General features: G+C 67.9%; 11 protein-coding genes. 6 read left to right on the forward strand and 5 right to left on the reverse strand.

The genetic code is table 11. From position 1 onward, the window contains the following. Positions 1-24: 24 nt before the first annotated feature. Positions 25-3,132 carry a biosynthetic peptidoglycan transglycosylase gene (locus tag ABD05_RS03340; RefSeq protein ID WP_047898947.1) on the forward strand — a complete coding sequence of 1,036 codons (3,108 nt, stop codon included), beginning with the start codon at positions 25-27 and terminating at the stop codon, positions 3,130-3,132. Between the two features lie 34 nt (positions 3,133-3,166). On the opposite strand, the gene ABD05_RS03345 is transcribed toward ABD05_RS03340, so the two are convergent. Continuing rightward, positions 3,167-3,514 carry a GFA family protein gene (locus tag ABD05_RS03345; RefSeq protein WP_047901053.1) on the reverse strand — a complete coding sequence of 116 codons (348 nt, stop codon included), beginning with the start codon at positions 3,512-3,514 and terminating at the stop codon, positions 3,167-3,169. A 153-nt stretch (positions 3,515-3,667) separates the two neighbouring features. Here ABD05_RS03345 and ABD05_RS03350 point away from each other — a divergent pair, with 153 nt between their 5' ends. Continuing rightward, on the forward strand, positions 3,668-3,913 hold the full coding sequence (locus ABD05_RS03350) for a DUF1272 domain-containing protein (protein ID WP_047898948.1): 246 nt from the start codon (positions 3,668-3,670) through the stop codon (positions 3,911-3,913). 27 nt (positions 3,914-3,940) lie between these two features. On the opposite strand, the gene ABD05_RS03355 is transcribed toward ABD05_RS03350, so the two are convergent. Then, entirely contained in the window at positions 3,941-4,624 is a 684-nt protein-coding gene (locus ABD05_RS03355) for a FadR/GntR family transcriptional regulator (protein WP_047898949.1), read from the reverse strand. Positions 4,625-4,779: 155 nt separating this feature from the next. Here ABD05_RS03355 and dgoD point away from each other — a divergent pair, with 155 nt between their 5' ends. Continuing rightward, positions 4,780-5,928: a galactonate dehydratase gene (gene dgoD / locus ABD05_RS03360; protein ID WP_047901054.1), complete on the forward strand. Its 1,149-nt coding sequence runs from the start codon at positions 4,780-4,782 to the stop codon at positions 5,926-5,928. 156 nt (positions 5,929-6,084) lie between these two features. On the opposite strand, the gene ABD05_RS03365 is transcribed toward dgoD, so the two are convergent. Continuing rightward, the gene (locus ABD05_RS03365) at positions 6,085-7,017 is read right to left on the reverse strand and encodes a CopD family protein (RefSeq protein ID WP_047898950.1); all 933 of its coding nucleotides are present in this window, start codon (positions 7,015-7,017) and stop codon (positions 6,085-6,087) included. 378 nt (positions 7,018-7,395) lie between these two features. On the opposite strand from ABD05_RS03365, the gene ABD05_RS03370 reads away from it, so the two are divergent. From ABD05_RS03370 to ABD05_RS03380, 3 genes are all read left to right on the forward strand, one after another. Next, complete coding sequence (locus ABD05_RS03370; protein ID WP_047898951.1) at positions 7,396-8,160, forward strand: c-type cytochrome; 765 nt, start codon at positions 7,396-7,398, stop codon at positions 8,158-8,160. Positions 8,161-8,179: 19 nt separating this feature from the next. Continuing rightward, positions 8,180-9,478, forward strand: a complete 1,299-nt coding sequence (locus tag ABD05_RS03375; RefSeq protein ID WP_047898952.1) for a c-type cytochrome — start codon at positions 8,180-8,182, stop codon at positions 9,476-9,478. A gap of 127 nt (positions 9,479-9,605) precedes the next feature. Next, entirely contained in the window at positions 9,606-11,066 is a 1,461-nt protein-coding gene (locus tag ABD05_RS03380; protein ID WP_047898953.1) for a DEAD/DEAH box helicase, read from the forward strand. Here the strand turns inward: ABD05_RS03380 and ABD05_RS03385 are convergent. Beyond that, a complete protein-coding gene (locus tag ABD05_RS03385) occupies positions 11,060-11,566 on the reverse strand; it encodes a hypothetical protein (protein ID WP_047898954.1) in 507 nt (168 codons plus the stop codon). The two genes, ABD05_RS03380 and ABD05_RS03385, sit on opposite strands and share 7 nt — an antisense overlap. 70 nt (positions 11,567-11,636) lie before the next feature. Further along, entirely contained in the window at positions 11,637-12,464 is an 828-nt protein-coding gene (locus ABD05_RS03390; protein WP_047898955.1) for a ferritin-like domain-containing protein, read from the reverse strand. Positions 12,465-12,684: the final 220 nt, after the last annotated feature.

The raw sequence follows: 12,684 nt of genomic DNA on the forward strand, positions 1-12,684 counted from the left end.
CCGCGCCTTCAGGGAGACGCCGCCATGAATCGGCCGCTGAATCGTATCCTGCCGCGTGTGACCGGTCTTGCATCGGTCTGGACGTGGATCAAGTGGTCTTTGCTGGCCGCGCTGGTGATCGCGGTGGCGATCGTTGCGCGACTCGTGCAGACCGAGATCGAAACGTCCCGGCTGCAGGCGCACTATCTGTCCGAGCTCACCCGCGATGTCGGCTACACGGTCGAAACGGGCGCGAGCGATCACATCCGCTTTCCCGCGAACGGCCCGTACGACCAGCGCCTCGGCTACGCGATGATTCCGTCGTTCCAGGAGCGGCTGCTCGCACGCGGCTTCGTCGTCGGCAAGCAGGCGCGCGATTCGCAGCGGATGCTGTCGCTCGGCGATCGCGGGTTGTTCCTCCCTTATGAAGAGAAGGACCAGGCGGGCCTGATGCTGTTCGACTCGACCGGCGCGCCGCTGTTTTCGACGGTGTTCCCGCAGCGCGTCTACGCCGACTTCGACACGGTGCCGCGCGTGGTCGTCGATTCGCTGCTGTTCATCGAGGATCGCTACCTGCTCGACGTGAACGAACCGAACCGCAACCCGGCGATCGACTGGGGGCGCTTCAGCCGCGCGGTCGCCGACCAGGCGCTGCACGTCGTCAACCGTCACCAGGCGCGCCCGGGCGGCAGCACGCTCGCGACGCAGATCGAGAAATTCCGCCATTCGCCGGAGGGCCGCACCGCGACGCCGCCCGAGAAGCTGCGGCAGATCGCGTCGGCGTCGATCCGCGCGTACCTGAACGGCCCGCAGACGATGCTCGCGCGCCGCACGATCGTCGTGCATTACCTGAACTCGGTGCCGCTCGCCGCGCGGCCGCATATCGGCGAAATCACCGGCATCGGCGACGGTCTCGCCGCCTGGTACGGCCGCGACTTCAACGACGTGAACCGGATCCTGTCCGCGCCGACGACCGGCGACAACGTCGACGAACAGGGCAAGACGTTCCGCGAGGTGCTGTCGCTGATCATCGCGCAGCGCGCGCCGTCGTACTTCCTCAACCACGGCTATCCGGCACTGCAGCGGCTGACCGACAGCTACCTGCGGCTGCTGTCGAACGGCGGCGTGATCTCGCCTGCATTGCGCGACGCCGCGCTGTCCGCGCAGATCGAACGCAGCGCGCCGCCCGCCGCCGCGCAGGTGCAGTCGTTCGTGTCGCGCAAGGCCGTGACGTCGGCGCGCGCGTCGCTGCTGTCGGCCCTCGGCATCAGCGACGTGTACCAGCTCGACCAGTTCGACCTGGAGGCGACCAGCACGCTCGACAACGGCGTGCAGCGGGCCGTCGCCGAACGGCTCGCGAAGGCGTCGACGCGCGACGGCGCGCAGGCCGCCGGCCTCTACGGCTACGAGATGCTCGCACCGAAGGACGACCCGTCGCATCTCACGTACAGCTTCACGCTGTACGAACGTCGCAACGGCGCGAACATGCTGCGCGTGCAGACCGACAGCGTGAACGAGCCGTTCGACGTGAATCGCGGCGGCCGTATCAACCTCGGCTCGACCGCGAAGCTGCGCACGCTGATCACGTACCTGCAGATCGTTTCCGACCTGCATGCGCGCTATGCGAACCTGTCGAACGCGGAGCTCGCCCGCGTGAAGCCCGACCCGGCCGACGGGCTGTCGCACTGGGCGCTCGACTATCTGTCGCATACGCGCGACCGCTCGCTGCAGGCGATGCTCGACGCGGCCGTCGAACGCAAGTATTCGGCAAGCCCCGACGTGTTCTACACGGGCGGCGGCGCGCAGGTGTTCTCGAACTTCGAGAAGTCGGACAACGGCCGCATCCTGACGCTGCACGCGGCGTTCGAGCATTCGGTCAACCTCGTGTTCGTGCGGCTGATGCGCGACATCGTCCACTACGAGACGCTGCAGGTGGCCGGCCCGTCGTCGTCGTGGCTCGGCGATCCCGAGCAGCGCCGGCATTACCTGCAGCAGTTCGTCGACGGTGAAAGCCAGGTCTACGTGAAGCGCTACTACACGCGTTATGCGGGCAAGGCGCCCGACGTCGCGCTGGCGCTGATGCTGAAGGATGTGCGCAAGTCGCCGCCGAAGATCGCGACGGTGCTGCGCAGCGTCGCGCCGAACGAGTCGCTCGCGTGGTTCGATGCGCAGATGCGCGCGCAACTGAAAGGCACGCCGGCCGCGACGCTGTCCGACGACGATCTCGCCGCGCTCTACGCGAAGTACGCGATCGACCGCTTCAACCTCAACGATCGCGGCTATATCGCGAGCGTGCACCCGCTCGCGCTGTGGACGCTCAACTACCTGCGCGCGCACCCGACCGCGTCGCTCGGCGATGTCCAGCGCGACAGCCGCGATGCGCGTTTCTACACGTACTCGTGGCTGTACAAGACGCGCTACCACGCGACCCAGGACCGGCGCATCCGCCGCATGGTCGAGCTGCGCGCATACGCGGAGATCACGAAGTCGTGGCGCGCGCTCGGCTACCCGTTCGCGGAAGTCACGCCATCCTACGCGGCGGCGATCGGCGCATCGGGCGACCAGCCCGACGCGCTCGCGAAACTGATCGGGCTGATCGCGAACGGCGGCCAGAAAGCGCCGACCGAGACGATCACGCGGCTCGACTTCGCGAAGGGCACGCCGTACGAGACGCGCTTCGTGCGCGCGGCCGCGCAGCCGCAGCCGATGCTGTCGCCGGAGATCGTCAACGTCGCGCGCACGCTGCTGCGCGACGTCGTGCTCAGCGGCACCGCGCGTCGCCTCGCGGGCGGCTTCACGCTACCCGACGGCAAGACGCTCGAGGTATACGGCAAGACGGGGACGGGCGACCAGCGCTTCAACGTCTACGCGCGCGGCGCGCGGCTGATCGAGTCGCGCAAGGTGAATCGCAGCGGCACGTTCGTGTTCGTGCTCGGCGACCGGTTCTTCGGGGTCCTGACGGCGACCGCACACGAACCGTATGCGGCGCGCTACGACTTCACGAGCGCGATGGCCGTGCAGTTGCTGAAGTCGATGGCGCCGGCGCTCGCACCGCTGATCGAACGCCCGACCGGCACCGGCACGCGCACCGCGGGCCCTACGCCGCAGGCAGAAGCACCCGCGCCGGGCGCCGCCGCGGCGCAACCGTCCTGACCGCGGCGCGTATGTTCAATCGATGACACGCCGCTCAGTGCGAGCGGCCGTCGTAGTGCGTGACCGGCAGTGCGTCGAGGTCGACATCCTCGAGGCAGCGCACGTTGATCGCGGCCATCGCGGTGCCGTTCGGATGAACGCCCTCGCCGAACGGATGAATCCCGCAGCGCTTGCAGAAGCGATGCTTGATCACGTGCTTGTTGAACAGGTAGGTCGCGAGATTCTCGTCGGGCGTGAGGAGCTTCATGTGGTCGCGCGGCACGAACCACATCAGCGCGCCCTTGCGCTGACAGATCGAGCAGTTGCACGCCATCACGCCCTGCAGGTCGCCTTCCACCTCGAACTTCACGTCTCCACAGTGACAGCTTCCGCGATAAAGCATGGTCGTCTCCCGGTGCGGCCCGCGCGCATCGGCGGCGCCCGGACGGGACACCGTTGGCCAGGCCGATTCAAGCAGGTACAGTAGCGCGCACATGCGCTGCACGCAATGTCCGGCGGCGCCCGCCCCGACCCTCCCCAACCAAGGAAAACCGTCATGCTCGAACTGCGCCCCGGCTGCGAATGCTGCGACAAGGACCTGCCGCCCGATTCGGCGGATGCGCGCATCTGCACGTTCGAATGCACGTTCTGCGCGACCTGCGCCGACGACGTGCTGAAAGGCCGCTGCCCGAACTGCGGCGGCGACCTGGTCATGCGCCCGCGGCGGCCGGCGAGCCTGCTCGCGAAGTACCCGGCATCGACGGAACGCATCCACAAGCCGGGCGGCTGCGCGAACGCCTGACGACGCCGCACCGCCCGCCCCTTTCCGTCACGACATCTCGATCCGCGCGCGCGTCACCGCGAGCAGCGCCGCCATCGCGCGGCGCGCGCCGTCCTCGTCGCGCACGCGGATCGCGTCGCTGACGGCCGTATGCTCGGCAAGCGACGCGTTGTACACGTCCGCGCGGCGCGCATTCAGATGCAGTTGCGCCTCGAGCGTGCGATCGATCAGCGCGCCGAGCGGCACCAGCAGTTCGTTGCCGCCGGCCGCGAGCACGCTCAGGTGAAAGCGCAGGTCGGCGCGCACCCATTCGTCGACGTTGCGCGCGGCAGCCATCGCGCGCGCCGCGTCGTCGATCGCGTCGAACGCTTCCGGCGTATGCGCGCGCGCGGCAAGCGCGGCCGCGTACGGCTCGATCATCTCGCGCATCTCCTGCAGCTTCAGCGCGAACGCGAGCGGCGGCGCGACGCGCGCGTACCAGTCGAGCAGGTCGGCGTCGAGCAGGTTCCACGCGTGGCGCGGCCGCACGCGCGTGCCGACCTTCGGCCGCGATTCGACCAGCCCCTTCGACGTCAGCGTGCGCAGCGCCTCGCGCATCACCGTGCGGCTCACGCCGTGCATCTCCATCAGGTCGGGCTCCCTCGGCAGCAGCGATTCGGGCGGATAGTCGCCGCGCAGGATCGCCGTCGCAAGCCGGAAGGCCGTCTGTCCATGCAGGTCGTGTTGAATGATCGTTCTCCGTTGGGCCGGCGTGCCGGCTGCCCACTATCTGCACAATAGTGCTATTAATACTATTTTTTATCGGGCTACGCTAGGATAACAATGAAAGCACGCGACCGTGCGCCGCGCCCGAGTGCCCGCGCCGGCCAACCATGGAGACTCGCATCGTGAAAATCACCCGCCTCGAAACTTTCGTCGTCCCGCCGCGCTGGCTGTTCCTCAAGATCGAAACCGACGAGGGTATCGTCGGCTGGGGCGAGCCGATCGTCGAAGGCCGCGCGCACACGGTCGAGGCCGCGGTGCAGGAGCTGGCCGACTACCTCGTCGGCCGCGACCCGCTGCTGATCGAGGATCACTGGCAGGTGATGTACCGCGCGGGCTTCTACCGCGGCGGCCCGATCATGATGAGCGCGATCGCGGGCGTCGACCAGGCGCTGTGGGACATCAAGGGCAAGCACCACGGCGTGCCGGTGCACGCGCTGCTGGGCGGCCAGGTGCGCGATCGCATCAAGGTGTATTCGTGGATCGGCGGCGACCGGCCGAGCGACGTCGCGAACAATGCGCGCGCGGTCGTCGAGCGCGGCTTCAAGGCCGTGAAGATGAACGGCTCCGAGGAACTGCAGATCGTCGATACCTACGACAAGGTCGAGCAGGTGATCGCGAACGTCGCGGCCGTGCGCGATGCGGTCGGCCCGCATGTCGGGATCGGCGTCGACTTCCACGGCCGCGTGCACAAGCCGATGGCGAAGGTGCTCGCGAAGGAGCTCGACCCGTACAAGCTGATGTTCATCGAGGAGCCCGTGCTGTCGGAGAACGCCGAGGCACTGCGCGACATCGTCAACCAGACCAACACGCCGATCGCGCTCGGCGAACGGCTGTACTCGCGCTGGGACTTCAAGCACATCCTCGCGGGCGGTTACGTGGACATCATCCAGCCCGACGCGTCGCACGCGGGCGGCATCACCGAGTGCCGCAAGATCGCGACGCTCGCGGAAAGCTACGACGTCGCGCTCGCGCTGCACTGCCCGCTCGGCCCGATCGCGCTCGCCGCGTGCCTGCAGCTCGATGCGGTCAGCTACAACGCGTTCATCCAGGAGCAGAGCCTCGGCATCCACTACAACCAGGGCAACGACCTGCTCGACTACCTGCACAACCCCGACGTGTTCCGCTACGAGGACGGCTTCGTCGCGATCCCGCAGGGCCCGGGGCTCGGCATCGACGTCAACGAGGAGAAGGTGCGCGAGATGGCGAAGACAGGTCATCGCTGGCGCAACCCGGTGTGGCGCCACGCGGACGGCAGCGTCGCCGAGTGGTGAGCGCGATGCGCATCGCGCGCGGCTGCGGCCCGCGCGGTACGCATCGACTTCAGAACGGCCGCCCGACAGGCGGCCGTTTTTACGTGAGCGGCGCGACGAGCGGCACGTGCCGGGCACGCGCCGGCGACCTTGCGTCGCGCCGCGCGGAACCCGCCGTCAACCGAGCGCCGCGAATCCCGGCACGCTGGACGACAGCACGGCGGCCGCGACGAACACGCCGATCATCGTCATCGCCTCGAGATGCAGGATGTTGCGGAACGTGTGCGCATCCTCGGTCGACGCGGTGCGCCGCAAGCGCGGCAGCGCCGAGCAGCGGTTCAGGCCGCCGAGCACGAGCGCGAGCGCGACGAGCAGCAGCTTCAGCAGCAACACGCGCCCCCACGTGCTGCCGTCGAGCGGCGCGAGCGAACCGCCGAGCCCGCGCAGCGCATTGAGCACGCCCGCCCCGAGCACGAATACGACCGCGACGATCGACGTCCGCGACAGGTGCTGGCCGATGCGGATCAGCGCGCCGCGTGCGACCGACGAACCGAGTACCGGCAGCACCGCGAGCCCGCCCGCGAGCACGAGGCCGCCCCACACGGCCGTCGCGAGCAGGTGCAGCGTCTGCACGCCGACCGCCGCGGACAGCGCGCCCGTATCGGCCGCATGGCCGAGCGATGCCTTGCCGGCCGCGACCACGATCACCGCGAGCCATAGCACCGCGTGCGCGACCGGGCCGTCCGGCTTGCCGAGCGCGACGATCGCGAGCACCACTGCACCGGCGAACGCGACGCTCCATGCGAAGCCCGCGTGCGTCTGCATCAGCACGGTCGGGATCGCGGCGAACGCGCCGCCAAGCCCTGCGCCGCTCATCGTCGCGGCTTCGTAGACCAGCCAGCCGAGATCCGCGAGCACGAGCGCCAGCGCCGCCGCGACCAGCGAATGTTGCGCGCGCAGCCACGCGGGATGCGAAGGCGAGACGACCGGCCGCGCGCCGTCCTTGCCGAGCCACGCCTTGAGCAGCGCCGAGCCGACCGCCATCGCGAACGCGGCGTCCATCAGCGCCGCGAGCGCGACCTGCCCGATCCACAAGCTGTCGAACTTCATTGCGCGCACCCTCCCGGAAACGGCCGGCCGGCAGCGCGACGGCAACGGGACAAACAGCGGGAACGAGGCAACTGCACGGTAGAAAGCGTCATCGATGAATCCGGAAACGGGAGAAATGACTGGACCTGCGGCGGAGGCGGCGCCGCGCGACCCGCGAGTGTACGGTCTTCGATGGTGAAAGCGCACGCCGGTTCACTTCGCTGCTGTGCAATACGCGTCAAATTGTCGCAAGTCGCAAACAGACAGGAACCGACGTCCTTTTGCCAAATAGCCGTCATTACCCATCGATGATAGAATGCCGCGTCGCAGCAGCCCGGCTGTCCTGCCGTCCATGCGCCGAGCCGATCGTAGCCCGGACAAGGTCCCCGACGAATAATCATGGAGTCTCGTGTGTCTTCAAGACGCCTCTTCCGTCCGCTGCTCGCCGTTCTGTTGATCGGCGGAGCGGGCCTTATGAGCGCTGCCCAAGCGCAGACCAAGCCCACGGAGCAAGCGCACGCCCAGCAGGCGCCGCTCAAGGCACCCGATACGATGGCCGAGCGCGTGCGCGGCTGTACCGCATGCCACGGCGTCCACGGCCAGGGCACGGACAACGACTACTTCCCGCGTCTTGCCGGCAAGCCGGCCGAGTACCTGTACAACCAGCTCGTCAACTTCCGTGATGGCCGGCGCAAGTACCCGCCGATGAACTATCTGCTGACGTACCTGAACGACGACTACCTGCGCGAAATCGCCGAGCACTTCTCGGCCGAACGCCCGCCGTACCCGACGCCGGCGAAGCCGACGCTGCCGGCCGCGACGCTCGCGCGCGGCAAGCAGCTCGTCACGCAAGGCGACCCGTCCCGCAAGCTGCCGGCCTGCGTGGCCTGCCACGGCGCGACGCTGACCGGCATGCAGCCGGCGATCCCGGGCCTCGTCGGCCTGCACGCCGATTACCTGAGCGCACAGCTCGGCGCCTGGCGCTCGGGCAACCGCCACGCGAAGGCACCGGATTGCATGCACGACATCGCGGCGAAGCTTTCCGACGAAGACGTGACGGCCGTGACCGCATGGCTCGCCGCGCAACCGGCGCCCGCCAACCCCGTGCCGGCCCCGGCGCGCTCGATGAAGACTCCGCTCGCCTGCGGCAGCGAACCGCAATAAGGCAAGGGAGACAGACACAATGAAACGCAAGTCCCTGTTTGCACTCTCGGCTGTCGCGATCGTCGCGGCTGCCGCCCTCGTGCCGGTCCTGTGGCCGGGCAACGACACGCTGCACGGCGCTGCCGCCGTCGCGGCCACGCCGGCCGACCAGGCCGCGCTGATCAAGAAGGGCGAATACCTCGCGCGCGTCGGCGACTGTATTGCGTGCCACACCGTGCGCGGCGGCAAGTCGTTCGCGGGCGGCCTGCCGATGGCGACGCCGTTCGGCACGATGTACACGCCGAACATCACGCCGGACGACAAGGATGGCATCGGCAAGTGGACGTCGGACGACTTCTACCGCGCGATGCACACGGGTCGCTCGAAGGACGGCAGCCTGCTCTACCCGGGCTTCCCGTTCGCGAGCTACACGAAGGTCACGCGCGCGGATTCGGACGCGATCTTCGCGTACCTGCGCTCGGTCGCGCCGGTGTCGGTGCCGAGCCGTCCGCACGAACTGAAGTTCCCGTTCAACAACCGCAACCTGCTGATCGGCTGGCGCACGCTGTTCTTCAAGGAAGGCGAGTACAAGCCGGATCCGACGAAGTCGGTCGAATGGAACCGCGGCGCCTACCTCGTCGAAGGCCTCGGCCACTGCTCGATGTGCCACACGTCGATCAACATGATGGGCGGCCCGGTGAGCTCGTCGGCGTTCGCCGGCGGCCTGATCCCGCTGCAGAACTGGTATGCGCCGTCGCTGACGAACGACAAGGAACTCGGCCTCGGCGACTGGCACGTGCAGGAGCTGTCCGACCTGCTGCAGGCCGGCGTGTCGCAAAAGGGCGCGGTATTCGGCCCGATGGCGGACGTGGTCCACAACAGCCTGCAGTACATGACCGACGAAGATACGCGCGCGATGTCGACGTACCTGAAGTCGATCCCGCAGAAGGCCGAAGCGCCGAAGAACATGCAGTACGAGCCGTCGAAGCAGTTCGGCAATGCGCTGTTCGATCAGGGCAAGAAGATCTACGCCGACAACTGCGCGACCTGCCACGCCGAAACCGGCGCGGGCAAGCCGCCGGCCTACCCGCCGCTCGCGGGCAACCACTCGATCATGATGGAATCGGCGGTCAACCCGATCCGCATGGTGCTGAATGGTGGCTATCCGCCGAGCACGTTCAAGAACCCGCGTCCGTACGGCATGCCGCCGTTCGCGCAGTCGCTGTCGAACCAGGAAGTCGCAGCAGTGGTAACGTATATCCGGATGTCGTGGGGCAACAACGGTACGCCGATCTCGCCACAACAGGTGAGTGACCTGCGTTCCGCGCCGCTTGACTAAATAACGCGTGACGCAAACGGGGCGCGGCTGCGGGAAACCGCAGCCGCGCCCCTTTGCTTTTTGCGACGCCAGTCCCCGCGCGGGCCGCGCGAGGTGTCGCCGATCATAAAACTCAAGAGTGGTATCTATGTCTTTCGAATCTCTCGGCCTGGCCGAACCGCTGGTCAAGGCGGTCAACGAGCTCGGCTACACGTCGCCGACTCCGATCCAGCAGCAGGCGATCCCTGCCGTCCTCGGCGGCGGCGACCTGCTCGCCGGCGCACAAACGGGCACCGGCAAGACCGCCGGCTTCACGCTGCCGATCCTGCAGCGCCTGCATACGTTCTATGCCGAGCATCGCGGCGCGAAGCGCGCGGTGCGCGCGCTGATCCTCACGCCGACGCGCGAACTCGCCGCCCAGGTCGAGGAAAGCGTCCGCGCCTACAGCAAGTACCTGAAGCTGCGCTCGACCGTGATGTTCGGCGGCGTCAGCATCAATCCGCAGATCGATGCGCTCAAGCGCGGTGTCGACATCGTCGTCGCGACGCCGGGGCGCCTGCTCGACCACATGCAGCAGAAGACGATCGACCTGTCGGATCTCGACATCCTCGTGCTCGACGAAGCCGACCGGATGCTCGACATGGGCTTCATCCACGACATCAAGCGCGTGCTCGCGAAGCTGCCGCCGCAGCGCCAGAACCTGCTGTTCTCGGCGACCTTCTCCGACGAGATCAAGGCGCTCGCCGACAGCCTGCTCGACTCGCCCGCGCTGATCGAAGTCGCGCGCCGCAACACGACCGCCGAGAGCGTCGCGCAGAAGATCCACCCGGTCGACCGCGACCGCAAGCGCGAGCTGCTCACGCACCTGATCCGCGAACACAACTGGTTCCAGGTGCTCGTGTTCACGCGCACCAAGCACGGCGCGAACCGGCTCGCCGAACAGTTGACGAAGGACGGCATCAGCGCGATGGCGATCCACGGCAACAAGAGCCAGTCGGCACGCACGCGCGCGCTCGCGGAGTTCAAGAACAGCACGCTGCAGGTGCTCGTCGCGACCGATATCGCCGCGCGCGGGATCGACATCGACCAGTTGCCGCACGTCGTCAACTTCGACCTGCCGAACGTGCCCGAGGATTACGTGCACCGGATCGGCCGCACGGGCCGCGCGGGCGCGACCGGCGAAGCCGTGTCGCTCGTGTGCGTCGACGAGAAGCTGCTGCTGCGCGACATCGAGCGGCTGATCAAGCGCGAGATTCCGCAGGAAGTGATCGCGGGCTTCGAACCCGATCCGAATGCGAAGCCGGAGCCGATCCAGCAGCGCCGCGGGCAGCAACAGCCGCGCAGTGGTGGCGGTGGCGGTGGCGGTGGCGGTGGCGGCGGCAATCGCCAGCCGCGCGCGGGCGGCTCAGGCCAGCCGGCCGCGAAACGCGAAGGCAACGCGCAACCGAAAGCGGCGCAGCCGAAGGCCGCGAAGCCGCGCACGCAAGGCGGCGCCGGCGGCAGCGGCGGACGCCCGGCGGGCGGCGGCAACAGCGCGCGCCCGGCGAGCGGCAACGCCGCGCACCCGAACCGCAATCGTTCGTCGCGCAGCGGCCAGCGCGGTCACTGAAGCCGCGCGGCCGCGCGCCGCAGGTGCTCGACCTGGCGTTGCCAGCGCGCGAGCACCGCGGCGCGCTCCCCCTCCAGCGTGAACGTGACGCCTGTCGCGAGACGCGCATAACCGACCCGCTGCGCATCGCCGTGCGCGATCGTCGCAGCGAATCCGGCCAGTCCGCCGAAGTCGCCTTCGAGCGGCTCGATCCTCAATTGCGCCTGAAAGAACGCGCCGTCCGCGACGAGCGTCAGCGCGGCCGTGCGCCGTTGCGCGAGCGCGCGCGCCGCACGCGATTGCGGCCATAGCGCCAGCAGCAGCGTGCGCGCATCGTGCGCATAGATCTCGCCGACGCCGAGCAGCGTCGTGCGCAACTGGCCGTCGTCGGTCGCGACGATCAGCGATGCGGCGATATCGGCATGACGCTCGAGCGCGGTGCCGTCGAACAGCGATACGACGGCCGGCGGCCACGCGTCGAACGTCCATTGTTCGAGCGCGTGGCGATGGGTATCGGTCATGGTGGCGTGGCCCTGGTGCGGATCGGAGACGATGCGGCAAGCATACGCGCGACCGGCCGGGCCGCGGCGATCAGCGCAGGAATACGTGCCGCGTGATCTTCGTGAGCGGATAGTGGACGCCCGGCTGGATCTTCGCGGGCAGGTCGAGCGGCTTGAGCAGCATCTTCACGCACATGTCGGCCGACAGGTTGCGCCGCACGAGCGTACTGATGCGCGCGGCGCGCTCGCGGTTGTACTGGCTGTCGCCGACGCGATCCGGATAGCGGACCGCGAACACGTGGCGCAGCGCGATCTCGGAATCCTCGTTCTTGATTTCCATCACGCGGCGCGCCAGCGCGCCGAGCACCGCGAGCCGGCCATTGCCTTCGAGCTGGTTGTACTTCTTGAAGAATTTGAAGAAGTGCTTGTAGTGACGCACTTCGTCCGTGCGGATGTGGTCGGTGATTTCCTTCAGCACGGGCTCGTCGGAGCATTCGTTGATCGCGCGGTAGAGCGTGGCCGTACCCGTCTCGACGACGCAGCGCGCGACCATCTCGAGCGCGCGGGTCTTCTCGAATGCCTCGACCTTGCAGGTCTTCGAATACTCGGCGAAGAAATTCGCGAACGCGGTATCCCAGTCGAACTCGGGCCACACGTGCGCGATGTACGCCTTCAGCGCGCGGCCGTGCTGCAATTCTTCGTGCTCCCATGCATTGTTGAGCCATGCGGAGACTTCCGGATCGTCGTTGAAGAACTGGCTCAGATTGCTCGTGTAGAGATCCGAGCCGCTTTCGATGAACGACGACGCGCACAGCAGCAGCAGCAGATCCTCGTTCGCGGCGGCACGCTGACGATCGATCCGGTTCAGGTCGATGTCCTCGATTCGCCACGGCATCACATGCGTCGTTTTGGTGTCCATGGTGGTGCGCTCCCAGTCGTCGCACGGGGGCCGGCCCATGCCTTCGGCACAGGCGCCAGCCGTCCCGCAGGCGGCGTTTTACTTGCGTTTATAGTGAGTCGGTCCGGCCGAACCATCCTGGCATCTTAGCCGGACTTTGATGTTCGTGCTCCAGAGGACTGACCATGGCCGGCAAGCGCAGTTCCACGCGGTCTGTTGCCGTTCGTTAGACGAGTCCTTC

The organism is Burkholderia pyrrocinia, from assembly GCF_001028665.1.
Classification (GTDB): Bacteria; Pseudomonadota; Gammaproteobacteria; order Burkholderiales; family Burkholderiaceae; genus Burkholderia; species Burkholderia pyrrocinia.